This window comes from Aureimonas sp. Leaf454, assembly GCF_001424685.1.
Classification (GTDB): domain Bacteria; phylum Pseudomonadota; class Alphaproteobacteria; order Rhizobiales; family Rhizobiaceae; genus Plantimonas.
In genome coordinates this window covers 286,621-313,522 of sequence record NZ_LMQT01000001.1, presented here as the reverse complement: position 1 = coordinate 313,522, position 26,902 = coordinate 286,621, and the positions used below count along the sequence as shown (strand labels likewise).

Sequence of the window (26,902 nt, the reverse complement as noted above, 5' to 3'; positions counted from 1 at the left end):
CTTTCTGCGCCGGTGGTCCGACGAGGAAGGGCGACGGCGATCAGGGCCCCGCCGCCGCGCCCGGCTTCTTCGGGCTGCGGCGCTGCAGGAGCGCGGCGAGGGCCGCGAGGAGCAGCGTCCCGACGATCAGGAGGAACGCCGCGGCCGCGACGGTCGGGGAGATGTTCTCGCGGATCGAGGAGAACATCTGGCGGGCGAGCGTCCTCTGGTTCGGACCGGCCACGAAGAGTGTCAGCACCACCTCGTCAAGCGAGGTCGCGAAGGCGAAGACCGCGCCCGTGACGATCCCCGGCATGGCCAGCGGCAGCGTGACGCGGCGAAACACGGTGGCGGGCGGGGCGCCGAGGCTGGCGGCGGCCTGCTCGGTTCGCCGGTCGATGGCGTCGAGCGCGGTCGAGACGCTGACGATCACGAAGGGCACGCAGAGGACCGTGTGGGCGAGGACGACGCCGGTGTAGGAATTGGCGAGCCCGAGCCGGACGAGCGCGATCTGCAGACCGACGCCCAGCACCACCGCCGGCACCACCATGGGCAGCAGGAAGAGCGTGCGCAGGAGGTTGGCGAAGGGAAGCCGGCCGCCCTTGAGGCCGAGCGCCGCCGCCGTGCCGAGCACGACGGAGAGAAGCGTCGCGGCGGAGCCGATGACGAGGCTGTTCACGATCGACAGACGCCAGGCATCGGCGCTCGCGAGTTCCTCGAACCAGCGCAGAGACGCCGACGGAATGGGATAGTTGAGAAAGATGCTCGACGTGAAGGCGAGCGGCAGGATCGCGGCCAGCGGCAGGAGCAGGAAAGCCATCACGACGATGCCGAAGACGGCCTGAACCGGACGCAGCATGGTTCAGGCCCCCAGCGGCGAGCCGGCGCGGGAGAGCCGGCCGTAGATCAGATAGAGGATGGTGGTGACGACGAGAAGGATGAGGCCGAGAGCGCCCGCCATGCCCCAATTGGCCGTCTGCAGCGAGTAGAAGGCGATGATCGAGGAGATCATCTGGTCGTTCGGCCCGCCGACCAGAGCCGGGGTGATGTAGTAGCCGATCGCCACCATGAAGACGAGGAGCGAGCCCGCCAGGATGCCCGGAACCGTCAGCGGCAGGAGAATGCGCCAGAAGGCGCGGAGCGGGCTCGCGCCCATGGAGGCTGCGGCCGGCATCAGCGTCTTCGGGATCGTCGACAGGACGCTGTAGATCGGCAGGACCATGAAGGGCAGGAGCACGTGCGTCATCGCGACCACGACGCCCGCCCGGTTGAAGATGAGGGGCAGGGGGCCGTCGATCCAGCCGAGGTCGACGAGCGTCCGGTTGATGATGCCCTGATCCTGCAGAAGAATGAACCAGGCGGCCGTGCGGACGAGCAGCGAGGTCCAGAGCGGCAGGAGCACGGCGAGGAGCAGGGCGTTGCGCCGCCAGCCCGAGGACGCCGCGATCAGCATCGCATAGGGAAGGCCGATGGCGAGGCAGACGAGCGTGATCGTGCCGGCGATCACGAAGGTGCGCCCGATGATCAGGCGGTTCGCGGAGGCCGTCGCGGGCAGCGAGGCGATCTCGCCGGCCGCATCGCGCTGGAGATCGACCGCGGCGAGAAGGTTGCGATCGGTGTAGGCCGAAGTCGCGTTCCGGATGGCGAGCCAGAAGCGCGGGTCGCTCCAGCGGGGGTCGACGTCCCGGAGCGGCGCGGGCGGCGCGTCGGCCTTTGCCGCCGTCGTCGTCTTGGCGATCAGCGTGCGAAAGCCGTTCACGTCGCCGTTCAGTCGCCTCACCGCAGGACCGAGGGTCGAAGCGGGCGAGGTGCGCAGGTCCGAGAGGATCGCGGCCTCGATGTCCGGGCCGGGTTCGCCCTCGCCGTTCCACGTCTCCATCGCGGCCGCCGTGCGGGGGAGGGCCGCCGACACGGCATCGTCGCGCACGGCGACCGAGACCATCGTCCAGAGCGGCCAGAGAAAGAAGACCGCGACGAACAGAAGGAGCGGGGCGACGAGCGCAAGGGCGGTCAGCCGGGAGGTGGTCCCCCCGGTCATGCGGGAAACACCGAGCAGTCCGCGGCCGCGAAGGAGACGGCCACGCGTTCACCGATCGCCGGCGCGGCCGCACGGCGTTCGAGGCGGGCGACGACCCGGAGCGGCCCGATGTCGAGATGGAGGCGCAGGTGATCGCCCTGGTAGACGACGTCCTCCACGATGGCCGACAGAGCGTTCGGCCCGGCGCTTTCCGGCGGCCCGACATGGAGGCGCTCGGGCCGGACCGACACGACGACAAGACCCTCGACGGTCCCTGCCGCCGGGGCCGCCGCCTCGACGGCGAGGCCCTGACCGATATCAACGAGGATCGTTCCCTCGCCCGTGCCGGCGACCCGGCCGGGTAGGAAATTCGTCTCCCCTATGAATTGCGAAACGAAGCGGTTCGCCGGGCGGTCGTAGACGTCGGCGGCGTTGCCGATCTGCGCGATGCGGCCCTTGTCGAAGATCGCGATGCGATCGGACATGGTCAGCGCCTCGCCTTGGTCGTGGGTGACGAAGACGATGGTGAGGCCGAGCCGGCGGTGCAACGCTCGGATCTCGAGCTGCATTTCCTCACGCAGCTGCTTGTCCAGCGCCCCGAGCGGCTCGTCCATCAGGACGACCTTCGGCTCGAAAACGAGGGCGCGGGTGAGCGCCACGCGCTGCTGCTGTCCGCCCGACAGCTGCGAGGGTTTGCGATCGGCCAGATGCCCGAGCTGCACCCGCTCCAGCGCCTCGGCGACACGCCGATCCCGCTCGGCGCGGCCGAGCCTGCGCATGTCGAGGGGAAAGGCGACATTCTCGGCGACCGTCATGTGCGGGAACAGCGCGTAGTTCTGGAAGACCACGCCCATGCCGCGCTTGTGGGGCGGAAGGCCCTGGATGCGCTGGCCTTCGAGGAGGATCGTGCCCGAGGTCGTCGTTTCGAACCCGGCGAGCATCATCAGCGTCGTCGTCTTGCCGGAGCCCGAGGGACCGAGCAGGGACAGGAACTCCCCCTTGCCGACCTCCAGTTCCAGATCCTCGATCACGCGGATCGGACCGTAGGATTTCGACACCTGCTGGAAGTGTATGAAGGGTGTCATCCGTCCGTCCGTTGGAGTGCGCGCACTGTGCGGACCCGGCCGGCGATCCCGCCGGGTCCGCTTGGAGAGAGGGGCTTACTGGGCGACCCAGGCGTTGAAGCGCGTCGTCAGCGCCTCGACATTGTCGACCCAGAAGTCGCCGTCGAGCGGGATCGAGACGTCGAGATTGGCGGGCGCGGTCGGAAGCTGCGCCGCGACGTCCGGCTTCAGCATCGCGCCGGCTTCCTTGTTCGGCAGGCCGTAGGCGATGAACTCCGGCAATTTCGACTGGTTTTCCGGAAGGCTCGCGAACTGGATGAAGTCGAAGGCCGCCTCCTTGTTCGGCGAGCCCTTGAGGACGACCCAGCTGTCCACGGCGTAGATCGAGCCCGGCCAGACGATCTGGAAGTTCTTGCCTTCGGACTTGTTGATGCCGGCGAGGCGACCGTTGTAGGCCGAGGTCATCACGACCTCGCCGGAGGCGAGCAGCTGGATCGGCTGCGCGCCGGACTCCCACCAGATCAGGTCCTTCTTGATCGTGTCGAGCTTGGCGAAGGCACGGTCCACGCCCTCCGGCGTCGCGAGCGTCGTGTAGACGTCCTTCGGCGCGACCCCGTCGGCGATCAGCGCGAATTCGAGGGCATATTTCGGACCCTTGCGCAGGGCGCGCTTGCCCGGAAACTTGGCGACGTCGAAGAAGTCCGCCCAGCTGGTCGGCGGCGTCGCGATCTTGTCGGCGTCGTAGCTGAGGCCGGTCGTCCAGACGATCGCGCCGACGCCGCATTCGTTGACCGCGGAGGGGATGAACTTGTCCTCGCCGCCGAGCTTGGCCCAATCGACCGGCTCATAGAGGCCGTCCGCGCAGCCGAGGGCCAGTTCCTCGGTCTCGACCTGCACGACGTCCCAGTTCGGCGTGCCGGCCTGGAGCTTGGCCGCGAGGACGCCGTAGCCGCCGTCCCAGGACTCGTCGAGCAACGGCTTGGCGGCCTTGGCCGCAAAGGGTTGGAAGTAGATCTGCCGCTGGGCGTCCTGGTAATTTCCACCCCAGGACACCACGGTGAGGTCGCGCGCCAGAACCGGCTGGGTCGCCAGGAGCGATCCGACCAAGAGGGCACCCATCGTCTTCAACAATCCCGTCGCGTGCATCGCTTTTCCTCTCCACGAACCTTTGGGAAGGCGACTGAAGCATAAAAAAACAGGTCCGCGCAGCGATCCTTGCGACTGTTGAAAATAATCGACGTTTGCAGCGCACTGCCCAGGGCAGACTGCTCAGGAGCGGATCAATCCGCCGGGGGCCTTGGGACCACGGCGCACGCTTCAGTAGGTCGGCGGGGTGATGGCGCTGATCAGTTCGGCCGGTGCGTCGGTTGGGTTGCGGAAGCGATGCGGCGTCTGGCTGTCGAAGTAGTAAGCGTCGCCGGTCTCGAGCAGGCGGGTCTCCTCGCCCACCGTCACCTCCACCGCACCCCGGGTGACGACGCCCGCCTCCTGCGCCGTGTGGGAGAGGGCCCGCCCGGTGTCGGAGCCCGGCGTGTAGGTTTCGCAGAGCAGCAGCAGATGACGGTTCGGGTGGTTGATTCCGACCATCCTGTAGGAGATCCCGTCGGCGCGGCCGATTTCGGCGAGCTCGTCCGACCGGTAGAAGGGCGAATAGGGCATGGTCGCCTCCAGTTCGGAAAAAAAGCCGGTGAGGGTCGAGCCCATGGCTTCCAGGATCGCGCTCAGCGTGTCGAGCGACGGGCTGAGACGATCGCGCTCCAGAAGCGAAATCGTGGAATGGGAGATGCCGGACCGAATGGCCAATTGCCGCGCGGAGAGTTGGCGTCGCCGCCGCAATTCCTGGATCTTCAGCCCGATCGCCGCCATGGCTCGCTCCTTCTCGACACGGATGGGCCTTGCGACGGCGCACCGGCGAGCAGCGCTCGTTCCAGGCCGGCCGTCCCCGGGTCCGACGGTCCTGTCCTCAGGGGGCGGGTGCCTGTCCGGTTTGCACCGCACGGACCCGTTGGTGACTATATCGACCGCTTCGGCGCGCGTCATTGAGAAGTTCGATCGGCTTTGCGATCGTTCGGGCCGATCGGCTGTCTGAAGAGCCGGTCGCCTTCCCCCAGGAGATCCCGATGTCGACCTCAACCGCAGCGCAGGGCTCGCGCATCCATCACCTCAAGGCCCCCGAGCGCGACGTCGCCGGCGGAAACGCGATCGAGGCCACGGTGAAGGAGATCGTCGCGGATGTGCGCCGCGATGGCGACGCGGCTTTGTCGCGTTACAGTGCGCTCCACGACAAGGTCGACATCGCCACCTTCGAGGTCTCGATGGAGGATCGGCAGAAGGCCGTGGAGTCCCTCGATCCGCAGACGCGCGCGGACACGCTCTTTGCCATCGCCAACGTCACCGCTTTCGCCCGGGCGCAGCTTGCGACCATCCTGCCGCTCGACGTGGAGCCGCTCCCGGGCGTGCATCTTGGTCATCGCGTGATTCCGATCGGGCGCATCGGAGCCTATGTTCCCGGCGGGCGGTATCCGCTCCTGTCCGCGCCGGTCATGACCATCGTGCCGGCCAAGGTCGCGGGCGTCGGAGAGATCATCGCCTGCCTGCCGCCCGGCGCGCACGAGGCGATGGTCGCGGGATGCCATCTCGCCGGGGCCGACCGGATCTTCCGCCTCGGCGGCGCGCAGGCCATCGCCGCCATGGCCTATGGAACGGCCCAGATTCCCGCCGTCGACAAGATCGTCGGTCCGGGCAACGCCTATGTGAACGAGGCCAAGCGGCAGGTCTTCGGGCAGGTCGGCATCGACCAGCTGGCGGGACCGAGCGAGATCTACGTCCTTGCGGACGGGACGGGCGATGCCGAGATGATCGCGACCGATCTTCTCGCCCAGGCCGAGCACGACGTGCGCACCCGCGTCGGCCTCATCACCACCGACCGGGCGCTGGGCGAGGCCGTGATGGCCGAGGTCGAGCGCCAGCTCGGCGACTTGTCGACGGCCGCCGTGGCGCGCGAGGCGTGGCAGCGCTTCGGCGAAGTGGTGTTCTGCGAGGACGAGGACGCGATGGTCGCCTATTCCGACCATATCGCCGCCGAGCATCTCCAGGTCCACACGGCCGACGCGCATGCCACGGCGGCGCGGCTGTGCAACTACGGCTCGCTGTTCATCGGGACGATGGCGAGCGTCGTCTATTCCGACAAGTGCTGCGGCACGAACCACACGCTGCCGACCATGGGAGCCGGGCGCTATACGGGCGGTCTCTGGGTCGGCTCCTACGTCAAGGTGGCGACGCATCAGTGGCTCGACGAACGCGGCGTCGCCGCCGTCGCGCCGGCCGCCGTTCGCCAGAGCGCGAGCGAGGGCCTGGAAGGCCATCGCCGTGCGGCTGCCCTACGGGTCGAGCGCGGGCAGGGCGGTGCATCGTCGCTCTGACGCCGCTTGCCCCCAAAACGGCGAGCCGCTCCGTGCTTGAGGTGGGGCTTGCCGTCCTTCGACCGTCGCATCCCCACGCCGTGGCGGAGCCTCAGTCGAAACCGCAGGCCGCGCGAAGGATCGCGCGCGCTTCGCCGGGGTCGATCTCGACGCAGCGCGCGATCGCGGCGGAGGCCTTCGCATGGTTGCGGCGGATGTAGGCGGCGTTCTCGGGATAGCGGCTGGCCCGCCATTCCGCGATCGTCACGGACATGGCGTGGCGCACGCCCATGAGGTCGAACAGCCGCTCGGCTTCCTCCTCGAGGACGGGGTGGATCGCGTGATAGGCCGAGACGAGATCGGCGACGAGGCGCAGCGGCGGGCCGCTTTGCGCGACCTGATAGGACGCGGCGACGGCCAGATCGTAGATCGTCGGGGTGAGGACGAGATCGCCGAAATCGAGAATGCCGGTCAGCCGGTCGGTTTCCTCGGGATCGACGAGGAGATTGAACGGATTGAAGTCGTTGTGGACGACCTGACGACGAAAACCCGGCTGGAGCGGAGCGATGTCCGCAGCGAAGCGCGACAGGATCGTCTCGACCCGGTCGCGCAGGGCGGGTTCCTCGACATGGCGGGTCAGGGCCAGAAGCTCCGTCGCATGTTGGATGTCCCAGACGATCTCATGCGTCGCGGCCGGGTGGTGGAAGGTCGACAGCGCTCGGGCCAGCGATCCGAGCGCGGTTCCGACGCCGCGCATCTGGGCGCTGGACGGCACCGTTCCGGACAGGACGCGCCCGGGCAGATAGGTGAGAAGCCGCGTGACGTGCCGCTCTCCGGAATGCTCGGCCATGAATTCCGTCTCGCGGTCGAGGGTCGGCACGAGCCGCGGCGCAGGGACGCAAGGCGCGTGGAGCGCGACGTGCTGGAGGGCGCGGTTCTGGCATTCGGTGACGCGCGGATCCTCCGCGGCGTTGGCGATCTTCAGGATGAACACATCGCCCGTCGCCCCGTCGACGCGGATGGTGAGATCGCGCTCGCTGTTGAGAAAGACGGCAGATCCGGCAATGCCATAGCGCGCGCGAACGAGAGACTCCACCTCGGCCGGCGTGAAGGCCGGCGCTCTCGTCGTGAAGGCGGAGCGCGGTCGCAGCGCCGGATCGTCGATCATGGACGCGATCTTTCCTGAAAGGAGACGGCCAAGGGAGCCGGACGGTCGCCCCGGGGCCTCTGGCGCTTCACCCGTCGATCCAAACGGCTGCTGGTATATCATATATGCCGCTCAAGGTATTGTCGACGGGGTCTGCTGGGACCTCCGGTCGGCAGGCGAACTTCCCCCGCCATCGCTCATGATATATGTTGCAACAAAAGGGCGACCGGGCAGCAGGACGGTTCTTGCCATCTCGTCCCCATCCGTGCCCCAGCCGATCCTCACCCTGCGATGGAAGCCTCGATCATGAGCGTTGCCGCGGACCTTTCCATGCCGAACGCCTTCACCCCGGGGCGGGGACATCTGTCGCCGGCGGACGCGGCGCTCGTCGCGCGACGCGCCCGCGTGCTGGGGCCGGCCTATCGCCTCATGTACGAGTCGCCGCTGCATCTCGTGCGGGGGGACGGCGTCTGGCTCTACGACGAGACGGGACGGGCCTATCTCGACGCCTATAACAACGTCACCTCGATCGGTCATTGCCATCCCCATGTCGTGGAGGCGATCCGCTCTCAGGTCGGCCGTCTCGCCACCAACACGCGCTACCTCCACACGCTGATCCTCGACTACGCGGAGGCGCTCATCGCGACCTTTCCGGCGGAGCTGTCGCAGGTCATGTTCGCCTGCACGGGCAGCGAAGCGAACGATCTCGCTCTCAGGGTGGCCAAGGCCTATACCGGCGGCACCGGCATCATCGTCACCGAGAACGCCTATCACGGCATCACCGACGCGGTCGCAGCCTTCTCGCCTTCGCTCGGGCGCTCGGTCGATCTCGGCGCCCATGTGCGCACGGTTCCCGCGCCGGACCGCTACCGCGCCGGTTCGTCCGACGTGGGCGCCGCCTTTCGCGGCCATGTCGAGGCGGCGATCGCCGATCTCCGGCGGCACGGGATCAAGCCCGCCGTCCTCATCGTCGACACGCTCTTTACCAGCGACGGAGTCCTGCCGGGCCCGGCCGGCTTCCTCGCCGGTGCGGCACAGGCGATCCGCGAGGCCGGCGGGCTCTTCATCGCCGACGAGGTGCAGCCCGGCTTCGGCCGAACGGGCGATGCCTTCTGGGGCTTCCAGCGCCATGACGTCGTGCCCGACATGGTCACGCTCGGCAAGCCGATGGGCAACGGACAGCCGATGTCCGCGGTCGTCATGCGACCGGACGTGATCGAGCGGTTCGGTCGGGAGGCTCGCTACTTCAACACGTTCGGCGGCAATGCGGTGTCCTGCGCCGCCGCGATGGCGGTCCTGCAGGTGATCGAGCGGGAGGAGCTTCAACGCAACGCGCGGGAGACCGGGGCCTATCTCCTCGATCGGTTGACGACGGCTGCAACCGGCTGCGAGGCGATCGGCGACGTTCGCGGCACCGGCTTCTTCCTCGGCGTCGAATTCGTCTCCGACCGCGCGGCGCGCACGCCCGATCGCGAGCGTGCCTCGCGCGTCGTCAATGCGATGCGCGAGGAAGGCGTGCTCATCAGCGTGTCCGGCCTCTCCCACAACGTCCTGAAGATCCGCCCTCCGCTCGTTTTCGAGCGCGAGCATGCCGACCTCTTCGTCCACGTGTTCGAGAGCGCACTCGCCCGGACGCAATGACGTCGCGCGCCCGCGTTCGTCAGGCCTCCGCCCGAAGCGAGCCCGATCGCCGGAGTTCGGCGCGCCGCCGCTCCAGATCCCGCAGATGCGGCACGAGGAGATCGGCCGCGACCGTCAGATCCGCGACGATGGCGCGCCGGGCGGCGGCGCCGTCGCAGACCTCGAGCGCCGCCAGCACGGCGCGGTGCGCGTCGTTGGCCTGCATCTCGTAGCCCGGCGCGCCGAAGAGCTCCTTCATGTAGGGGCCGGTCTGGCCCCAGAGGTCCGCGATCATATCGACGAGGCGCGGCGAGCCCGACTGGGCATAGACCGCGAAGTGGAAGGACTGGTTGAGCCGACGATAGGCATCGTGATCCCGGCGCCGGAGGGCGACGTCGATCTCGTGGAGAAGCCGGTCCAGCTGGCGCAAAGCGGGCTTGTCGACGAGGGGCGCCGCCAGTTCCGCCGCCAGTCCCTCGAGTTCGCAGCGAATGCGCAGGATCTCGGCATATTTGTCGGCTTCGAGATCCGGCACGGCGATGCTGCGGTTGGGCAGGAGCACGAGCAGGCGCTCGGCGACGAGCCGCTGGAGCGCCTCGCGCACCGGGGTCGTCGACACGCCGTAGGTCTCGGCGAGGGTGCGGATGACGAGGACCTGTCCGGGATGGAAGGTCGCCGCCATCAACCCCTCCTTGATCTGGTCGTAGGCTCGATCGTTGAGGGTCCGGTACTCGATCTTGCTCACGCCATCCTCCGCTGATGGCGCATGATATCATATACGAGCGGGCGGATCGCCACGGGGCGGAACGCCGAGAAGCACGGCGCGGCGTCTCGCTTCCGAGCAGCGTCGACCCCACCTGCGACGAGGCGGGGTCGTGGCTCTGAAGGTCAGGCGGCCTTGGCGAGGACCTGCGGCCTTGCGCCGTATCGGGACTGCGCGGCCGCGACCCCGGAGCCGAGCTCGATCTTGGCGCCGCAGTCGACCAGCGCCATTTCGGCGGCGGCCAGGGCGCCGAGCATCATCACCTCGTTCGTCGCTCCGATATGGCCGATGCGGAAGACCTTGCCGTTGAGACGCGCGAGACCGGAGCCGAACGAAACGCCGTAGCGATCGAAGGCGCGGCGCAGGACCTGGACCGCGTCGACGCCGGCCGGCGTATAGACCGCGGAGACCGTGTCGGAATACCATTTCCTGTCGCGCGCCACGAGGTCGAGCCCCCAGGCCGCCACGGCGGCGCGCACGCCCGACGCGATGTGGTGATGGCGCGCGAAGACGTTTTCGAGGCCCTCTTCGAAGAGAAGGTCGAGCGAGGCGCGCAGGCCGCGCAGCAGAACGGTGGCCGGCGTGTAGGGGAAGTAGCCGTCCTTGTTGGCGCGCTGCATGTCCTCGAAGGAAAAGAAGCAGCGCGGAAACTTCGACGACGCGTGCGCTGCCAGCGCCTTCTGGCTGACGCAGATGATGGCGAGGCCGGTCGGCAGCATGAAACCCTTCTGGCTGCCCGACACGATGCCGTCGACACCCCACTCGTCCATCCGGAAATCGATCGAGGCGATCGAGGACACGCCGTCGATGTAGAGAAGCGCGGGGTGGTCCGAGGCATCGAGCGCCTTGCGCATGCCGGCGATGCTGGAGGTCACGCCGGTCGCCGTCTCGTTGTGCGTGCCGAGCACCGCTCTGATCCGGTGGTCCTTGTCGGCAGACAGGATATCGGCGAATCGCTCTACCGGGACGCCTTCGCCCCATTCCCCCTCCACGACCTCGACATCGAAGCCGAGCCGACGGCACATGTCCGACCAAAGGCTCGAAAATTGACCGAAGGTCGAGATCAGCACCTTGTCGCCCGGATTGAGCGTGTTGGTCAGCACCGCTTCCCAACCGCCCGTTCCCGATGCGGGGTAGATGAAGGGTTGGCCCGTCTGCGTCTTGAACACGGACTTGAGGTCCGCAAAGAGCGGCAAGGTGAGTTTAGGGAAGTCCGGCGAGCGCATGTCCTCCTGCGGAATGTTCATGGCGCGGCGAACGGCGTCCGGAACATTGGTCGGACCTGGAATGAACAGACCTGGATGATGGTGCATCTCTATCCCCAAGATATCACGGCGATCTGACGTCGCCATGTCTTCGTTTCTTGAAGAGACTGCGGCAGGGGCCGTCGTTGCAGGAACAGCAACGCCGTCGTGCCCGATCGCCACCGCAATGTCCTCCCAATGCCGAACGTGCTCCCGCGGGACTGCTTTGGAAAGTTAATTCTACCGATTGCTTACGACAGTAAATCTTATCGGCTGCGGCGGCTCCTTGACGGATCCGGCGCTGAGCGCGGACCGTCGACGCCTTTTCCCCATTTTGGAGAGGGCTTCGCGGCGCCTCGTCTTGCCACTTTGCCGATGGAAGGATCACAGACGGAGCGACAACCTTCGTCCCGATCGGAAACGCCACGATGCTCCACCGCCGCTTCGTCCAGTGCGACGTCTTCAGCCCAACGCCTTTGAAGGGGAACGGTCTCGCCGTGGTTCTCGACGGCGCGGGACTGACCGATCGCAAGATGCAGGACTTCGCCGCCTGGACCCAGCTGGCCGAGACGACCTTCGTTCTGCCGCCGGTTCGACGGGAGGCGGACTACCGGATCCGCATCTTCACGCCGAACCGGGAACTCGACTTCGCCGGACATCCGACGCTGGGAACATGTGCGGCCTGGCTGAACGGGGGAGGGCGGCCGCGGCGTGCGGGGACGGTTCTGCAGGAGGGCAATCTCGGGCTCGTCTCCATTGATCTCGGCCAGGCGCTCCCCGCCTTCGTCGCACCGAAAACGGACGTCGCCGACATGCCGCGGGATATCCGAAGCCGGATCGTCGCGGGGCTGGACATCGACGAGCGATCGGTGACGTCGGCCTGCGTCCTCGCCAACGGATCGGTCTGGCATCTTCTCGAACTCGCCGATGCAGCCACGTTGATGGCGGTGCAGGCCGAGCGAGCGGCGACGTTGCCCGGTCTGGCGATCGGCCTTCTCGCCCCGAGCCGGCCGGGCGCCGCCAGCCAGTACGACGTGCGGATGCTGGCCGCGCGGACCGCGCGCTTCGAGGACCCGATCACGGGATCGCTGAATGCAGCCATCGGCATGTGGCTCCGACAGGACGGCCGGCTCACTCATCCCATCGTCATGGCCCAGGGCGAAAAGGTCGGCCGAGACGGGCAGGTTCATTTGATGCCGGGCGCCGCCGGGACCGGAGAGGTTCTGGTCGGAGGCCGGACTCATATCCTGATCGAAGGCAGCGTCTTCTTGTGAGGCCTGCGGCCGCCCCGTCATCGCGCAAGATCCGGTCCCATGCGCGGCGCACCGTCCGTCGCCGATGACCGTGCGAAACCCGCACGGAGGGGCGGGACGTCGCGGAACGGCCTTGGTTCATCGGAGCGCAGGTGAGGGTTCGAGGCCGAATAGGGCTTGCATGACGAGACCATCGAGACGATGAGGTGGGGATCGTCCTGCGCAGGCCGCGCAGGCGACAGCGACCCATGACCCTCCTTCCAGCTCGTCGAGGCGGCGAAGGCGTGTGATCGTCCGGGCTTGTTCAGCCTTGACGTCGTCGCGATGCGTCCAATGTCTGCGGGTCCATCGTCGTCACAGACGAGAACCCCGCCACCGAAAGGATCAGCCATGGCCTTGGCTCGAATGACGGCCGAAGGCCGTGGATTGTTGTCTCTGATCGCGCGCTCGCCGCTGGAAGATCCCGACCCCAACATCATCGGCAGCCTCGCCAGCCTCGAACTCGTTGAGCGCGTCGAAGGCCGCTGGCAGCTGACGCGGTCCGGCAAGGCCTATCTCAAGGCCCATCGCTGACGCATCGGGCGTGGCGACCCGGACAGGGCGCTCGGATTGGGTCGCCGTCCTCGAAAGCTGACGGACGTCCGGACGGCGGATCAGAACGTCCACTTCATCCGCGATAGACCGAACGTGCGTTCCAGCGGGTCGACGACGGCCCCGTCGACGGACTTGGTGACCGCGATCGCCTGTTCGTACCAGGCGACGGGAACGACCGGCAGCTCGCGCTGGAGAACGCCCGTGATGTCCCGGCGCAGCCGCGCCGCTTCGACCGGATCGGTTGCCACCGACAGCGACGACATCGCCGTCTCGAATTCGGGATCGACCCAGTTCATCGGTCCCCAGTCCGAACCTCCCGACGCGAAGTCGCCGAGAAGCGTCACCAAGGGATCGGGGAAGAGGGCATAGTTGCGGGTGACGAGGGCGAGCCGGAGCGTGCCGTCCGCGTGGCCGGCGGGGATCGCGGCTGCGTCCGTCACCACGACGTCGACCGACACGCCGATCTGCCGAAGCTGATCGCCGATCACCGATGCGACCAGCGGCAGTTCCGGCCGGTCCGCATAGGTCAGAAGCGTCAGCCGCATCGGCTTTCCGTCCTTCTGCAGGATCCCGTCGTCTCCCGCCACCCAACCAAGCTGGGCAAAGCCGGCCTTGGCAGCGTCCGGATCGGTCGTGAGGGGCGGCAGTCGCGGGTCGTACCAGGCCGCGAGGCTCGGCGGGAAGAGTTGGGTCGCGCTCGTTCCGGGCACGCGGATGATCGCGCGGGTGATGCCCTCGCGCTGGATGGCCTGGCTCAGCGCGGTCCGCCCCGCCCGCGTGTCGAAGGGCGCGACGGCGGCGTTCACCTTGATCTGCAGGACGCGTGGCGACGGCGCCTGCAGCACCGTCGCCGATCCGGTGGCTCTCAACCGCGCGATGCTCGTGGGATCGAGGGTGAAGGCCATGTCGGCCTCTCCGCTTTCCACCATCCGCGTGCGCGCTTCGCCGGGGCTTGCGGCGAGATAGGTGGCGGCGCCGATGGCGGGCTTGTCTCCCCAGTAATCCGCGAAGGCTTCGACCTCCAGGCGGCGCGGCACGTCCATCCTCGTCACGCGATAGGGCCCGGTTCCGACGATGTCGCGCACCGCTCCGTTCGCGGCGAAGGATGAGGGAGCGACGACGATCGTGGAGTAATGCGCCAGGAGCGACCAGAGCGGCGCGAAGGAGCGCTCCAACCGGATCACCACCGCGCCGCTCTCGGCCCGGATGGACCGGATGCCCGCGCGGTTCAGGGCGCCCGACCGGGCGCGGGCGCGCTCCAGGGATGCGGCCGCGAGCGCCGCGGTCAGGCGGCTGCCATCGTGAAAGCGGACGCCGTCGCGGATCGGAAGCGTCCACGTCAGGCCGTCCCGCGAGATGTCCCAGGATGTGGCCAGCCCTGGCCGCGGCTGGCCGTCGGGAGCGACCTCCAGCAGGGTTTCGCCGACCTCCATGCGCTGGAACACGAAGCCGAAGAGAGAGGGATCGGCGTCCCCGATCTCGAAGGGCGCGACGATGTCGAAGATGCGGTCTCCCCCTGCGGCGACGCAGACGGACATCGACAGCAACGACGCCGCCGCGACGAACGCCGCGATCGCGGCAGCAGATCGGATGCGGGCGATCATGTTGCAAGTCCGGGCTGGAGGCGCGTCGCGGACCCGGCGGCCGCCCGGTCCTTCGGACCGTCATCTTCGTCCTTTTCAACGCGATGTCACGCGCGTCTGTCGGTCGATGGTGAAGGGAAGGCGACGATCGGGCACGCCGGGAGGTCCGAGCGGGACGTCCGCGCCCGGTCTTTGCCCTGATCTGCCCGGTCCCGTCCCGTCGCCGGCAGGACGATCTGTCGACGCGCCACCGGCTCCGGGCTGCGGTTCCCCCGGGGGTGCGACCTCGTCAGGCGAAGATGCGCCGCAGGATCGGCACGTTGCGGACGAGGAGGAGGTCGAAGGCGAGCATCGCGACCATGAGGATCCCTGACAGCGGGAACAGGACGCCGAAGACGACGGCCATGGCCCAGAGCGAGCCATAGACGCGCCGGCTCGCCGGGTAGGGCGGAACGCCGAGACGGCCGGACGGTCTGCGCTTCAGCCACATGACGAGAGCGGACACCGAGGACAGGACGATGGCGAGGCAGGTGGCCAGCATCAGCAACTGGTTGGCGAGCCCGAATTCCTGACCCATGTGAATGTTGATCCCGAGCTCCGTCAGCTTCGCCGTCGACCCGTAATCGGCATAGCGGACATCGACCAGCGGCTCGCCGGAATATTGATCGATGTGGATGGTTCGCACCGCGTCGAGATCGTCGGGGAAGATGGCGGCCGTGTAGACGCCCGTCTCGGCGGCCGGAACGCTGACCTCGAAGCGCGGCGCCAAGCCCTTCTCCCGCGCGATGGCGACGGCGCGGTCGAGCGAGATCGGCTCCATCGACCCACCCTGCGCCATCGCTCCGGACGATGTCGGCATCGGGGAAGACTCCATCGTCCATCCCACCGTTTCCATCGCGTGCTCGGCGTGCTCGCCCGATGTCGGAACCTCGTCCCAGAGCGCGGCGGGGTAGCCGGTGCCGGTGGCGACCGCGATCCGCGTGAGCTGTCCGCCCCAGACCGACGACCAGGGCAGGCCCGACAGCGCGAGGAAGGCGATGAGGAGGCCGGCGACGGCGCCCGTCACCGCATGGGTGTCGCGCCAGAAGACCCGCTTGGCCGGCGTTCCTCGTACCGTCAGAACCCCGCCGGATTGGCGGCGCGGCCACCAGAGATAGAAGCCGGACACGACGAGGATGATGGCGAAGCCCGCGATCGCCTCGATCAGCCGGTTCGCATAGGGGCCGAAGAAGGCGAGGCTGTGCAACTGGCGCACGACCTCGTTGAATTCGGCGGATTTGGCGACCGAGCCGAGAACGCGCCCGTCATAGGGATCGACGAAGGCATAGACCGGTCCGTCGTCGGTCTCGAGCGAGATCCGTGCCGACGCCTGCGGGCCGGACGGCTCGCGATAGGCCGTCAGCCTCGATCCGGGAACCGCGGATCGCGCGGCTTCGGCGAGGCGGCTCGGCGCGAGCATCGGCGACGCCTGCTCGGCGACGACATTGCGGTGGCTGAAGATCGTCTCGTCGATCTCATCGCGGAAGAGGTAGAGCGAACCCGTCACGGCGAGGAGGATCATGAAGGGAACGGCGATCAGGCCTGCATAGAAATGCCAGCGCCAGATGGCGCGATAGGTGTCGTAGGCGAGCGTCGAGGCGCTCGTCGGGGCTTGGGCGGTCATGTCGGTCAAGGATGTCGTCTCTCAATCGGACGGCTCGACGCGGCGTTGTCCCGAAAGGGATTGCTGGCACCGGAAGGTCGGCCGTCGAACGGAACAGAAGGGGCTCGCGCCCCGCCGGATCAGATCGGATCGAAAGAAACGGGTGGGCCCGTCGCGCGGGGACGCCGGAGAAAGGGTGCGGCCGGGAGCGATTCCGCCGGGCCGGTCCCGCGTTCGACGCGGTCGGCGAAGCGGATGGGCAGGCCGAGATCGTCGGACGGTGCGGGCGGCGTCGGCAGGAAGACGCCGGCTTGGCAGAGGTCCGCGCAGGGACATTGCCGGTCTTGAACGGGATCGGCCGGGCGCTGGACGCCGTCATGGGCGGTGCAGATGATGGACAACGGATCGGGCGCGACCATTGCCGCGGCCGCCCGGCCCGCCATGGCGATCTGCGCGAGGATGAGGGTCACGAGAAGGACGCAGAGAACGCCTCCCGACCATCTGTCGCCCGCTATGTTCCGCCAGAACCGCATGGGAACGCCATGCCATGAAGACCGGTGGCTTGTCGATGGCCCCTTCGCTCGCCGGACAGGGACGGCTCAGCCGCGAAGGGGCACGGCGTCGAACGACGCTTCAGTAGCCGAGTGCCTTGCCGGCGGTGGCGCGGCTGTCGATCGCGCCGGTGTATCTCGCGCCGGTGCCTGCCTCGCTCTGCGCGAGGCTCGCGCCGCCGACGAGAATGCCGGCCGCCTCGCCCCAGATGGTCCAGTCCGGATCCACCGCGACGTCGTAACCCATGCCGGCGAGGAGCCTGCGGGTGTCGGGCGAGAGCGCGTTCGGCTCCATGTAGACCTTGTCGGGCAGCCATTGATGATGGATTCGCGGCGCGTCGATCGCCTCCTGGAGGTTCATGCCGTGATCGACGACGTTGAGAATGGCTTCGAGCGTGATCGTGATGATGCGCGAGCCTCCGGGGCTCCCGATGACCATGAAGGGCTTGCCGTCCCTGGACACGATGGTCGGGCTCATCGAGGAGAGCGGCGACTTCTTCGGCTCGATCGCGTTCGCCTCCCCCTGGACGAGGCCGTAGAGGTTCGGGACGCCCGGCTTGATCGTGAAGTCGTCCATCTCGTTGTTGAGGAGAATGCCGGTGCCCGGCGCCATCACGCCGGCGCCGAAGGAGCCGTTCAGCGTGTAGGTGACGGCGACCGCGTTGCCGGCGTCGTCGATGATCGAATAATGCGTCGTTTCGGTCGATTCGCCGAAGCCCTTCGGCATCAGCGACTGGCTGACGCCGGCTCGATAGGGATCGATCCGGGCGCGGATATCACGTGCGTAATCCTTGTCGAGCAGTGTCTCGAGGGGATTGTCGACGAAATCCGGATCGCCGAGCGAGGCGTTGCGGTCGACGAAGGCGTGCCGCATGGCCTCCACCATCAGGCGCGTCGTCTCGGCCGAGCCATAGCCGAGATAGGAAAGGGGATAGCCTTCGAGAATGTTGAGGATCTCGCAGATGATCACGCCGCCCGAGGAGGGCGGCGGCGAGGACGCGATCTCGAATCCGCGATAGGAACAGGTGACGGGCTCGAGCTCGCGCACCCGATAGGCTTCGAAATCCGCCTTCGCGAGGATGCCGCCGTTGGACTGGCTGGCCGCGACGATCCGGTCGGCGATGGCGCCCTTGTAGAAGGCATCGGTTCCGAGATCCGCGATCGCCGTCAGGGAGGACGCGAGATCGGCTTGCCGGAGCGTCGCGCCGAGCGGCAGCGGCTTTCCGTTGGCGAGGAAGACCGCCGCTGCGGCGTCGTCCTTCGCCAGCATCTCGTTGCCCTCCGCGAAGGACGCGATGTCGCCGGCCTCCAGCGCGAAACCGTCCTTCGCCAGCCGGATGGCCGGCGCGAGGAGGTCCTGCCGCGTCTTCGTTCCGTAACGCTCGCGCGCCAGCTCGAACCCGGCGACGGAGCCTGGCACGCCGACCGCGAGGTAGCCTTCGGTGCTGGCGCCGGCGAGCGGCTTGCCGTCCTTGTCGAGATACATCGTCTTCGTCGAGGCCAGCGGCGCGCGCTCGCGGAAATCGAGGAAGGTCGTCGTCCCATCCTGAAGGCGGATCGTCATGAAGCCGCCGCCACCGAGATTGCCGGCGGTGGGATAGACCACGGCCAAAGCGTAGCCGACGGCGACCGCCGCATCCACGGCGTTTCCGCCGCTTTTCAGGACGTCCACGCCCACCTGCGAGGCGAGATGCTGCGCCGTCACGACCATTCCGTGCTGCGCTTCGACCGGCGCCGGAGAGGCCGCGTCGACGCGCGTCGGCGGCAGTGCGGCAAAGGGCAACGCCAAGGCCAGCGTCCAAGCGAGCGCCACGGGCTTCCTGGCTCTGTGTCTCATCGATCTACCTCCGGGGCCGGACGTCGCCGCATTCTCCGCCCGAAAGCCTATCCGCATCCCCGGCTCAGTGCGAGATCCCGAACCGAGCTCGTCGAAGATCCCGCCCGGTCCATGCCCGGATCGTCGTCCGGCTCCCGGTCCCCGGCGATCTTCGCGCGTCCAGCGGATCGCGAAGATCCCCCGGTCACGACAGCCCCGACGACAGGGGCGTTCACGCCTCATCGACGCCTCTCACGGGACTTCGATCGATCAAGGTTCGTGGGTTTCCGAAGCAAGACCAAGACGGGCAGACAAGGGGCGTTTCGTCCGGCAGGACTCTGCGAGGCGAGCGGCATGAAGCGCGAGATCTCGTGGGATCTCTAAAAATTTGAAAGTAATCTTTACATCGTAATTTCCGGCGACATGAGCATCGGGCGGCGAAAGATCAGGCGGACATGACCAGAACGCGATCGACCGGGGACGCGACGCAGGACGACCTGCGGTCCGGCCCGGCGCACGACACGAAGACGGTCGTCGCCGACGCTGCGCGGCTCCGTGCGCTCGACGCCTATCACGTCCTCGACACCGAGCCGGAGCCCGGCTTCGACCAGATCGTGCGGCTGACTTGCCAGTCGCTGCGGGTGCCGATCGCGCTTGTTTCGCTGGTGGCGGCCGATCGGCAGTTCTTCAAGGCGCGAAGAGGTCTCGAAATCTGCGGAACCCCGCTGGCGGGCTCCTTCTGCCAGTACGCCATCCAGGCAGGCGACATCATGGTCGTTCCCGATGCCGAACTCGATCCGAGATTTGCGCAATCCCCGTTCGTCGTCGGCGAACCCGGCGTGCGGTTCTATGCCGGGGCGCCCCTCATCACCCCGGACGGGCGCGTCATCGGCAGTCTCTGCGCGATCGACCGGGTCCCGCGGGACGGCCTCAGCGACGAGGAGCGCAGAACCCTCCTCGATCTGTCCGAACTCGTGATGGAGCGTCTCGAAGCGCGCCGGCTGGCAATTGCGGAGAATGGCGGTCGTCACCGGTTCGAGGCCGTCGCAGGCGCCTCCATCGACGCCATCATCTGCGCCGACAGCGGCAATCGCATCCTGTCGTGGAATGCGGCGGCGGAGCGGATGTTCGGCTACGGCGCCGACGAGGTCGTGGGGCAAAGCCTCAGCCTCATCGTGCCTCCCGACATGCGCCCCATGCACGAGGCGGGTCTGGCGCGGGCGGCTGCGGGTCACCCGACCAAGCTCGTCGGCTCTCTGGTGACGATCCAGGCGTTGCGGCGCGATGGGACCCAGTTTCCGATCGAGCTGTCGCTGTCCCGCTGGTCGGAAGGCGGCGAACACCGCTTCGGGGCGATCGCCCGCGACATCACGGATCGGATCGAGGCGGAGCGGCGCCTGAAACGGGCTGCCGAGCACGATGCCCTGACCGATCTCGCCAATCGTTCGGCCCTGGTGCGCCGGATGGACGAGGCCGCCGCGGCGGGCCGGGAGGCGTCGCTCGTCCTCATCGATCTCGACGGTTTCAAGGAGGTGAACGACAGTCTCGGCCATGCGGCCGGCGATGATACGCTGGTCGAGGTCGCCCGGCGATTGACGGACCTGGCGGGCGAGACCAGCCTCGTCTCCAGGTTGGGCGGCGACGAGTTCGTCGTCCTGTCGGTGGGGGACGCCGATGCCTCCTGCGCCGTCGACGTCGCCCGGTCCGCCATTGCCGCGATCGAACGGCCGATCGAGGTCGGCGAGAGGAGCGTCTATGTCGGAGCCAGCGCCGGCATCGCGGCGACGCAGGGCGGGGACTGGACGGTGGACGGCCTCCTGGCGGATGCCGATCTCGCGCTGTACCGCGCCAAACGCGACGGAAAGGGCCTGACCCGGCTCTTCACGCCGGAGCTTCGCCCCTTGAGCGAGGAGCGCGTGTCCATCGGCTCGGGCCTGCGGCAAGCCTGGGAGCGGCAGGAATTCGAGCTCTACTACCAGCCGCAGGTCAGGCTGAAGGATGGCGCGATCGTCGGCGCGGAAGCCTTGATCCGCTGGAATCATCCCGAGCGTGGCGTGGTGGCGCCGGGCGCCTTCCTGTCGATCCTCGAAGGCAGTCTGCTGGCCGTTCCGGTGTCGGAGTGGATCCTGCGCACGGCCTGCGCGCAGGCCGAAATCTGGCTCCGCGGTCGCGATGCGCCGTTTCGAATGGGCGTCAATCTTTCCGCGGCCCAGTTCCGGGCGGGCGACCTGCCGGATGTGGTGGAGCGCGCGCTCGGAGATTGCGGCCTGCCTCCCGACGCCCTGGAACTGGAGATCACCGAGAACATCGTGCTCCAGCATCAGACCCGGATCACGGCGGACCTCTGCATCCTGCGCGACCGCGGCGTCGGCATCTCCTTCGACGACTACGGCACGGGCTACGCCTCGCTGACGATGCTGAAGGACGTGCCGGTCACGCGGCTGAAGATTGACCGCTCCTTCGTCTCGGGCGCCGCGTTCCACGACGGCGACCGCGCCATCGTCGAGGCGATCGTGCGTCTTGCGCGCGGATTCGATCTCGACGTCATCGCGGAAGGGATCGAGACCGTTCAGCAAGCTTCCTTCATGCGCGCCTATTGCGGCGAGGCGCAGGGCTACCTCTTTGGTCGCCCGATGCAGGCCGCCGCTTTCGAGGCCCTTCTGCAGCGCGATGCACCGTCTCCCGCCTGGCTGCCGAGTTCGGACCAGGCCGCGGCCTGACGGCGGATCGGCCGATCGTCTTCGGTTTCGGCCGGACTGGAAAACCGGGGATCGACAGATCCGCACGGCGATGCGGCGCACCGCAATCTCCACCGCCTTGGCTTCACTCGTCATACTAAGGGCTTAGATGCCTCTTGCCGGCCGCACTGGACAAACGGCCGGCCAGCCGCAAAGCTCCCCGTCGGAAAAACCGAGGCACATCGGTCCGTGACAGACGTCTCCCGGCACGCGCGTCGGCCGGAGACTTGGGGAGGAAGTTCAGATGACACAGATCACGCGCAGGCTTGCGGGGGTGCTTCTCGGCGCATCGGTCCTGGCCGGTTTCGCTTCGCTGCCGGCACGGGCGGAGGATCCGATCAAGATCGGCGTTTCCGGACCGTTCACGGGCGGTTCCTCGGCCATGGGCGTCTCGATGCGCGACGGCGCCCGGATCGCCGCCGCCGAGATCAACGCCAAGGGCGGCGTCCTCGGACGCCAGATCGAGCTGATCGAGCGCGACGACGAAGCCAAGAACGAGGTCGGCGCGCAGGTCGCGCAGGAACTGATCAACAAGGAAGAGGTCGTCGCGACGCTCGGCTTCATCAACACGGGCGTCGCGCTGGCCGCCCAGCGCTTCTACCAGGAGGCCGAGATTCCGGTCTTCAACAACGTGGCGACCGGCACGATCATCACCAACCAGTTCGTCCAGCCGGATTACGACAACAACTACGTCTTCCGGAACTCGGCCTATGACGTGCTGCAGGCCTCGATGATGGTCGACGAGGCGATCGCCCGCGGTTACCAGAAGATCGCCGTCCTCGCCGACAGCAGCAACTACGGCCAGCTCGGCCGCGAGGACATCGAAAAATACCTGGCCGCCAAGAGCTTGGCGCCGGTCGCCGTCGAGAAGTTCAACGTCAAGGACGTCGACATGACGGCCCAGCTCCTGAAGGCGCAGCAGGCCGGGGCCGACGTGATCCTCGCCTACGGCATCGGGCCCGAGCTCGGCCAGATCGCGAACGGCATGGCCAAGCTGGGCTGGAAGGTGCCGATGATCACCTCCTGGCCCTCCTCAATGCAGAGCTTCATCGACATCGCGGGCGCCAACGGCAACGGCGTGATCATGCCGCAGACCTTCATCGAGGATGCGACGCTGCCCAAGCGCAAGGCCTTCCTCGACAGCTACTACAAGGCCTACAGCGTGCAGAAGATCCCGACGCCGGTCGCGGGCGCGCAAAGCTACGATTCGGTCTATCTGCTCGCCGCCGCCATCGAGCAGGCAGGCTCCACGGAAGGTCCGGCGATCCGCGAGGCTCTGGAGAATCTCGACGCCAAGGTCGAGGGCGTGGTCACGACATACGAGAAGCCCTTCTCGGCGACGGATCACAACGCGATCACCCGGAACATGGTGGTCTTCGGACGGGTCCAGGACGGCAAGATCGTCTACGACAAGGACGAGGACGCCAAGAATGCCGGCGTCGTCCGCCTGAAGGATCCGAGCTCCAATCCCGACATGGGTCAATAAGACCCAGAAGACGGCGGGCCGGCGTCGCCAGGAGGCGGCGCGGGTCCGCCGCCTCGACGACCGCGCTCCCGGCGCGCGGCGATTTCGATGCGCCGCCGTTTCGACAGGCCGCGTCCGGTCGTCCCGGGCGGGCGGTATCGGCCGGGACGAAGAACCGGTGCCGGGCCGCGCATCGGCCCATCGTCCAAGTCCTTCCGCCGCCATCCCCGCGACGCCGTCGGTGCCGCGATGCCTGCAACGAGACCAGCCGGACGGTTCCACCGCATGACCATCTTCCTCCAGCTCATCGCCTCGGGCGTCGCCATCGGCATGATCTACGCCGCGATCGCCTTCGGCTATCAGCTGACCTTCGCGACCTCGAAGACGCTGAACTTCGGCCAGGGCGAGGCGCTGGCTCTGGGTGCGCTCTTCGGGCTGACGCTCGCGCCCTTCACCGGCTACTGGCTGATGATTCCGCTCGTCCTCGTCTTCGGCCTCGGGCTCGGCGCGGTGGTCGAGCGGCTGGCGGTGCGTCCTGCGATCAAGATCAAGTCCGAATACGGATGGATCATGGCGACGATCGCTCTCGGCATCATCTTCCGCAATCTCGCCGAGAACATCTGGGGCCGCGACGACCTGAAGTTTCCCTCGCCCGTCTCCGAGACCGCCGTCGAGTTCGGCGGCATCCGCATGCTCCCGATGGAAATGCTGATCATCGCCGGCGCGCTCCTGATGATGCTGGCGGTCGAGATCTTCAACCGCAAGTCGATCTGGGGAAAGGCGGTCATCGCGACCTCGGACGATATCGACGCGGCCGGCCTCATGGGCATCAACACGCAGCGGGTCATCACCCTGTCCTATTCCATCTCGGCGATGACGGCGGCCTTCGCGGGCGTGCTCGTCGCGCCGGTCACGCTGACGGGCGCCACCATGGGGGCGGTTCTGGCGCTGAAGGCCTTCGCCGTCGCGATCATCGGAGGTCTGGAATCCGGCCTCGGCGTCATCGTCGGCGGGTTGATCCTCGGCGTCGCGGAGACGCTGACGGGCTTCTACATCTCGACCGGCTACAAGGACGTGCCGGGCCTGATCCTCCTCCTCGTGGTCCTGTCCGTCCGCCCCGTCGGCCTGTTCGGCAAGGCCGTCATCAAGAAGGTCTGAGGTCGGGCCAGCCCTGGCGGCCCGTCTCGTCCCCGCATTCGACATCGAGAGATCACCACGAATGGCTCCATCGACCTCAGCCGCCACCGCCGGTTCGGCCGCCGCAACGTCGAGACCGGCGATCCGCGGCATGAGCCTCGTCGGTGCGGCGCTCCTGATCCTCGTCCTCGCCGTCTTTCCGCTGGTGGTGACCAGCACCTACTACATCCACCTCCTGACCGTGATCGCCATCTACGCGATCCTGGTGCTCGGGCTCGACATCGTCGTCGGCTATACGGGACAGGTCAGCCTCGGCCATGCCGGGCTCTTCGGCATCGGAGCCTACGCCGCGGCGATCCTCTTCCTGAAGTTCAAGCTCGGCATCTGGTTCGGGATCGTCGCGGGCATCGGCGTGACCGCGGGCTTCGGCCTTCTTCTCGCGGTTCCGGCGCTCCGCGTGACGGGACCCTATCTCGCCATGGTGACGCTCGCCTTCGGCACGATCATCCAGATCTTCATCAACGAACTGACGCCCCTGACCAACGGTCCGCTCGGCATCACGCTGCCGCCGCCGCGCGTCCTCGACTTCTCGCTCGTCGGCATGGAGCCGTTGTGGGGATCGGCCGGCCGCAAGCTCGAATTCTACTATCTCGTCTGCCTCGCTCTGCTCGTCACGATCGTCGTCGTGAACCGGATCGTGCGCTCGCCCTTCGGACGCGCCTTCGAGGCCCTGCGCGATTCGCCGATCGCCTGCGACTGCATGGGCGTCAGCGTCTACCGCTACAAGATCTACGCCTTCGTCGTCTCCGCGGCGCTGGCCGGCCTCGCGGGCGCGCTCTTCGCCTGGTCGGAGCGCTACGTCGCGCCGAACTCCTACGGGTTCGAGCTGACCGTTCTCTTCCTGCTGGCGGTGACGATGGGCGGGCGCAAGTCGCGGGCGGGGCCCCTGATCGGCGCGGCCATCATCGTCATGATGCCGAACATCCTCGCCGACATCGAGCTCGTCCGCATCATGGCCGGCATCATCGCGCTCGCCGCCGTCGTCGTCGGGGCCAACGCCTTCCTGCGCCGCCGCGAGAACCGCTTCCGGATCATCGTTCCGGTCGTGCTCTGCATCCTGTTCCTGCCCGCGACCCTCGCCATGCAGTCGGTCACGGATTTTCGCCTGACGGTCTTCGGCCTGATGATCCTCTTCGTCGTCTACTACCTGCCGGACGGGATCATCGGCTTCCTGCGCGACAAGATCCCGGCGCTGCGCCCGGCCCATACGGGGCAGGGCGGCACGGTCGCGGCCGACGGCACCGCGCTGATCGCCAAGGGCGGCAAGACGGGCGCTGCCGGCTCGCTTCTCAAGGTGGATCGGGCGCTGATGCAGTTCGGTGGCCTGAAGGCCCTGAACAATGTCGATCTCGACATCCGTCCCGGCACGATCCACGGGCTGATCGGCCCGAACGGGTCGGGCAAGAGCACGATGATGAACGTGCTGACCGGCATCTACAAGCCGACCGGCGGCGCGGTGACCCTGGCGGTGGCGGGCGGGGAAAAGCGACTGGACGGCCTCACCCCGTCCGAGATCGCCCTGTCCGGCGTTGCGCGGACGTTCCAGAACGTGCAGCTCTTCCGAGAGATGACGGCGCTGGAGAACGTTCTCGTCGGTCTTCATCACACGTTCGAGGGGTCGCTGATCGATGCGATTCTCTCGACGCCGCGCCGGCGGCGGGAGGAGGGCGAGGCGCGCGCGCGCGCGATGGCGATCCTCGACTTCGTCGGCCTCGGTGCCGTCGCCCATGTCGAAGCGCGCAACCTGCCCTACGGCAAGCAGCGCATGCTGGAGATCGGGCGGGCTCTCGCCATCGACCCCGTGCTTCTCCTGCTCGACGAGCCGGCGGCGGGCCTCACGGCGCCGGACATTGCCGAACTCACCGCCGCGATCCGCAAGATCCGCGACGCCGGCATCACGGTCATCCTCATCGAGCATCACATGGACGTCGTCATGAGCCTTTGCGACCGAGTGACCGTGCTCGACTTCGGACAGAAGATCGCGGAAGGGCCGGCCCGCGACGTGCAGAAGGACCCGAAGGTGATCGAAGCCTATATCGGCGTTCCCGAGGACAGCGTGACGGCAGGAGGCGCGCATGCTTGAGGTCTCCAACCTCTCGGCCGGCTACGGGCAGATCGAAGTCCTGCACGGGCTGAACTTCAGCGTGCCGAAGGGCAAGATCGTGACGCTCATCGGGTCCAACGGGGCCGGCAAGACGACGACCATGCGCGCGCTGTCCGGGATGATCGCGCCGAAGGGCGGCTCGATCCGGCTGAACGGACGCGAGATCGGCGGCCTCGACAGCCATGCCGTGGCGCGCTCGGGCCTTGCCCATTCGCCGGAGGGGCGGCGCGTCTTTCCCACACTCAGCGTCGAGGACAACCTGACGCTCGGCGCCTTTCCGCGCCTCACGGGATCGCGCGCCAAGGGCGACGTCTCGGCCGACCGGGAACGCGCCTTCGTCCTCTTCCCCCGTCTGAAGGAGCGGCGCACGCAGCTTGCCGGCACCTTGTCCGGCGGCGAGCAGCAGATGCTCGCCATGGGACGGGCCCTGATGCTGAAGCCCGACATCCTCCTTCTGGACGAGCCTTCGATGGGACTCGCCCCGAAGCTCGTCGAGGAGGTCTTTAAGATCATCCGGCAGCTGAAGGAGGAGCAGGTGACGATGCTCCTCGTCGAGCAGTTCGCGATGGCCGCGCTCGGCGTCGCCGACTACGCCTATGTTCTGGAGAACGGGCGCATGCGCGCGGAAGGGCCGGCCGCGCAGTTGAAGACCGACCCGGCGATCCGCGCGGCCTATCTCGGCGGAGACCACTGATCCCGCGCGATCGACCCGTCGGCGGACGCG

Annotated in this window: 21 protein-coding genes; 9 read left to right on the top strand and 12 right to left on the bottom strand. The window is 67.7% G+C overall.

What is annotated here, in order from left to right:
* Positions 1-40: 40 nt before the first annotated feature.
* From ASG43_RS01375 to ASG43_RS01355, 5 genes are all read right to left on the bottom strand, one after another.
* Entirely contained in the window at positions 41-838 is a 798-nt protein-coding gene (locus ASG43_RS01375; protein WP_056499426.1) for an ABC transporter permease, read from the bottom strand.
* Positions 839-841: 3 nt separating this feature from the next.
* Positions 842-2,017: an ABC transporter permease gene (locus tag ASG43_RS01370; RefSeq protein ID WP_056499424.1), complete on the bottom strand. Its 1,176-nt coding sequence runs from the start codon at positions 2,015-2,017 to the stop codon at positions 842-844.
* Positions 2,014-3,081, bottom strand: a complete 1,068-nt coding sequence (locus tag ASG43_RS01365) for an ABC transporter ATP-binding protein (RefSeq protein WP_056499422.1) — start codon at positions 3,079-3,081, stop codon at positions 2,014-2,016. Before ASG43_RS01365 ends, ASG43_RS01370 begins: the two co-directional genes overlap by 4 nt.
* A gap of 75 nt (positions 3,082-3,156) precedes the next feature.
* A complete protein-coding gene (locus ASG43_RS01360) occupies positions 3,157-4,179 on the bottom strand; it encodes an ABC transporter substrate-binding protein (protein ID WP_244487969.1) in 1,023 nt (340 codons plus the stop codon).
* 198 nt (positions 4,180-4,377) lie between these two features.
* A complete protein-coding gene (locus ASG43_RS01355) occupies positions 4,378-5,100 on the bottom strand; it encodes a cupin domain-containing protein (protein WP_280137181.1) in 723 nt (240 codons plus the stop codon).
* A gap of 80 nt (positions 5,101-5,180) precedes the next feature.
* On the opposite strand from ASG43_RS01355, the gene hisD reads away from it, so the two are divergent.
* A complete protein-coding gene (hisD, locus tag ASG43_RS01350; RefSeq protein WP_056500916.1) occupies positions 5,181-6,482 on the top strand; it encodes a histidinol dehydrogenase in 1,302 nt (433 codons plus the stop codon).
* Between the two features lie 91 nt (positions 6,483-6,573).
* On the opposite strand, the gene ASG43_RS01345 is transcribed toward hisD, so the two are convergent.
* Positions 6,574-7,629 (bottom strand): phosphotransferase, encoded by a 1,056-nt coding sequence (locus ASG43_RS01345; RefSeq protein WP_056499416.1) that lies wholly within the window; start codon positions 7,627-7,629, stop codon positions 6,574-6,576.
* A gap of 309 nt (positions 7,630-7,938) precedes the next feature.
* On the opposite strand from ASG43_RS01345, the gene ASG43_RS01340 reads away from it, so the two are divergent.
* Positions 7,939-9,249: an aspartate aminotransferase family protein gene (locus tag ASG43_RS01340; RefSeq protein WP_156386440.1), complete on the top strand. Its 1,311-nt coding sequence runs from the start codon at positions 7,939-7,941 to the stop codon at positions 9,247-9,249.
* 19 nt (positions 9,250-9,268) lie between these two features.
* Here the strand turns inward: ASG43_RS01340 and ASG43_RS01335 are convergent, their stop codons facing one another.
* Together ASG43_RS01335 and ASG43_RS01330 are read right to left on the bottom strand one after the other, a co-directional pair.
* Positions 9,269-9,973 carry a GntR family transcriptional regulator gene (locus tag ASG43_RS01335; RefSeq protein WP_056499414.1) on the bottom strand — a complete coding sequence of 235 codons (705 nt, stop codon included), beginning with the start codon at positions 9,971-9,973 and terminating at the stop codon, positions 9,269-9,271.
* Positions 9,974-10,116: 143 nt separating this feature from the next.
* The gene (locus tag ASG43_RS01330) at positions 10,117-11,304 is read right to left on the bottom strand and encodes an aminotransferase class V-fold PLP-dependent enzyme (protein WP_056499413.1); all 1,188 of its coding nucleotides are present in this window, start codon (positions 11,302-11,304) and stop codon (positions 10,117-10,119) included.
* A gap of 359 nt (positions 11,305-11,663) precedes the next feature.
* Here ASG43_RS01330 and ASG43_RS01325 point away from each other — a divergent pair, with 359 nt between their 5' ends.
* Both ASG43_RS01325 and ASG43_RS22435 read left to right on the top strand, forming a co-directional pair.
* Entirely contained in the window at positions 11,664-12,509 is an 846-nt protein-coding gene (locus tag ASG43_RS01325; RefSeq protein WP_056499411.1) for a PhzF family phenazine biosynthesis protein, read from the top strand.
* A 369-nt stretch (positions 12,510-12,878) separates the two neighbouring features.
* Entirely contained in the window at positions 12,879-13,061 is a 183-nt protein-coding gene (locus ASG43_RS22435) for a hypothetical protein (RefSeq protein ID WP_156386328.1), read from the top strand.
* Positions 13,062-13,141: 80 nt separating this feature from the next.
* Here the strand turns inward: ASG43_RS22435 and ASG43_RS01320 are convergent, their stop codons facing one another.
* The 4 genes from ASG43_RS01320 to ggt all read right to left on the bottom strand — a co-directional run bounded on the left by ASG43_RS01320 (position 13,142) and on the right by ggt (position 18,695).
* Positions 13,142-14,686, bottom strand: a complete 1,545-nt coding sequence (locus tag ASG43_RS01320) for an ABC transporter substrate-binding protein (protein WP_056499409.1) — start codon at positions 14,684-14,686, stop codon at positions 13,142-13,144.
* Between the two features lie 268 nt (positions 14,687-14,954).
* Positions 14,955-16,328, bottom strand: a complete 1,374-nt coding sequence (locus tag ASG43_RS01315; protein ID WP_056499407.1) for a PepSY domain-containing protein — start codon at positions 16,326-16,328, stop codon at positions 14,955-14,957.
* A gap of 119 nt (positions 16,329-16,447) precedes the next feature.
* Positions 16,448-16,777: a hypothetical protein gene (locus tag ASG43_RS01310; protein ID WP_156386327.1), complete on the bottom strand. Its 330-nt coding sequence runs from the start codon at positions 16,775-16,777 to the stop codon at positions 16,448-16,450.
* Positions 16,778-16,940: 163 nt separating this feature from the next.
* Positions 16,941-18,695 carry a gamma-glutamyltransferase gene (gene ggt, locus ASG43_RS01305; protein WP_056499404.1) on the bottom strand — a complete coding sequence of 585 codons (1,755 nt, stop codon included), beginning with the start codon at positions 18,693-18,695 and terminating at the stop codon, positions 16,941-16,943.
* A 434-nt stretch (positions 18,696-19,129) separates the two neighbouring features.
* Between ggt and ASG43_RS01300 the strand changes: the two genes are divergently transcribed.
* The 5 genes from ASG43_RS01300 (at position 19,130) to ASG43_RS01280 (ending at position 26,872) form a co-directional block, all read left to right on the top strand.
* The gene (locus ASG43_RS01300; RefSeq protein ID WP_082490523.1) at positions 19,130-21,394 is read left to right on the top strand and encodes an EAL domain-containing protein; all 2,265 of its coding nucleotides are present in this window, start codon (positions 19,130-19,132) and stop codon (positions 21,392-21,394) included.
* 262 nt (positions 21,395-21,656) lie between these two features.
* Entirely contained in the window at positions 21,657-22,898 is a 1,242-nt protein-coding gene (locus ASG43_RS01295; protein ID WP_056499402.1) for an ABC transporter substrate-binding protein, read from the top strand.
* A gap of 264 nt (positions 22,899-23,162) precedes the next feature.
* Positions 23,163-24,035, top strand: a complete 873-nt coding sequence (locus ASG43_RS01290; protein WP_056499400.1) for a branched-chain amino acid ABC transporter permease — start codon at positions 23,163-23,165, stop codon at positions 24,033-24,035.
* A gap of 61 nt (positions 24,036-24,096) precedes the next feature.
* Positions 24,097-26,157: a branched-chain amino acid ABC transporter ATP-binding protein/permease gene (locus ASG43_RS01285; RefSeq protein WP_082490522.1), complete on the top strand. Its 2,061-nt coding sequence runs from the start codon at positions 24,097-24,099 to the stop codon at positions 26,155-26,157.
* Entirely contained in the window at positions 26,150-26,872 is a 723-nt protein-coding gene (locus tag ASG43_RS01280; protein WP_056499398.1) for an ABC transporter ATP-binding protein, read from the top strand. The genes ASG43_RS01285 and ASG43_RS01280 overlap by 8 nt, the downstream gene beginning before the upstream one ends.
* Positions 26,873-26,902: the final 30 nt, after the last annotated feature.

What these genes read in the sequence shown, in the direction of transcription:
- ASG43_RS01340 (WP_156386440.1), top strand. Translation starts at nt 7,939, where the DNA reads ATGCCGAACGCCTTCACCCCGGGGCGGGGACATCTGTCGCCGGCGGAC.
- ASG43_RS22435 (WP_156386328.1), top strand. Translation starts at nt 12,879, where the DNA reads ATGGCCTTGGCTCGAATGACGGCCGAAGGCCGTGGATTGTTGTCTCTG.
- ASG43_RS01365 (WP_056499422.1), bottom strand. Translation starts at nt 3,081, where the DNA reads ATGACACCCTTCATACACTTCCAGCAGGTGTCGAAATCCTACGGTCCG.
- ASG43_RS01330 (WP_056499413.1), bottom strand. Translation starts at nt 11,304, where the DNA reads ATGCACCATCATCCAGGTCTGTTCATTCCAGGTCCGACCAATGTTCCG.
- ASG43_RS01345 (WP_056499416.1), bottom strand. Translation starts at nt 7,629, where the DNA reads ATGATCGACGATCCGGCGCTGCGACCGCGCTCCGCCTTCACGACGAGA.
- ASG43_RS01300 (WP_082490523.1), top strand. Translation starts at nt 19,130, where the DNA reads ATGACCAGAACGCGATCGACCGGGGACGCGACGCAGGACGACCTGCGG.
- ASG43_RS01360 (WP_244487969.1), bottom strand. Translation starts at nt 4,179, where the DNA reads ATGGGTGCCCTCTTGGTCGGATCGCTCCTGGCGACCCAGCCGGTTCTG.
- ASG43_RS01280 (WP_056499398.1), top strand. Translation starts at nt 26,150, where the DNA reads ATGCTTGAGGTCTCCAACCTCTCGGCCGGCTACGGGCAGATCGAAGTC.
- ASG43_RS01315 (WP_056499407.1), bottom strand. Translation starts at nt 16,328, where the DNA reads ATGACCGCCCAAGCCCCGACGAGCGCCTCGACGCTCGCCTACGACACC.
- ASG43_RS01325 (WP_056499411.1), top strand. Translation starts at nt 11,664, where the DNA reads ATGCTCCACCGCCGCTTCGTCCAGTGCGACGTCTTCAGCCCAACGCCT.
- ASG43_RS01375 (WP_056499426.1), bottom strand. Translation starts at nt 838, where the DNA reads ATGCTGCGTCCGGTTCAGGCCGTCTTCGGCATCGTCGTGATGGCTTTC.
- ASG43_RS01295 (WP_056499402.1), top strand. Translation starts at nt 21,657, where the DNA reads ATGACACAGATCACGCGCAGGCTTGCGGGGGTGCTTCTCGGCGCATCG.
- ASG43_RS01285 (WP_082490522.1), top strand. Translation starts at nt 24,097, where the DNA reads ATGGCTCCATCGACCTCAGCCGCCACCGCCGGTTCGGCCGCCGCAACG.
- ASG43_RS01290 (WP_056499400.1), top strand. Translation starts at nt 23,163, where the DNA reads ATGACCATCTTCCTCCAGCTCATCGCCTCGGGCGTCGCCATCGGCATG.
- ASG43_RS01320 (WP_056499409.1), bottom strand. Translation starts at nt 14,686, where the DNA reads ATGATCGCCCGCATCCGATCTGCTGCCGCGATCGCGGCGTTCGTCGCG.
- hisD (WP_056500916.1), top strand. Translation starts at nt 5,181, where the DNA reads ATGTCGACCTCAACCGCAGCGCAGGGCTCGCGCATCCATCACCTCAAG.
- ASG43_RS01355 (WP_280137181.1), bottom strand. Translation starts at nt 5,100, where the DNA reads ATGACGCGCGCCGAAGCGGTCGATATAGTCACCAACGGGTCCGTGCGG.
- ggt (WP_056499404.1), bottom strand. Translation starts at nt 18,695, where the DNA reads ATGAGACACAGAGCCAGGAAGCCCGTGGCGCTCGCTTGGACGCTGGCC.
- ASG43_RS01370 (WP_056499424.1), bottom strand. Translation starts at nt 2,017, where the DNA reads ATGACCGGGGGGACCACCTCCCGGCTGACCGCCCTTGCGCTCGTCGCC.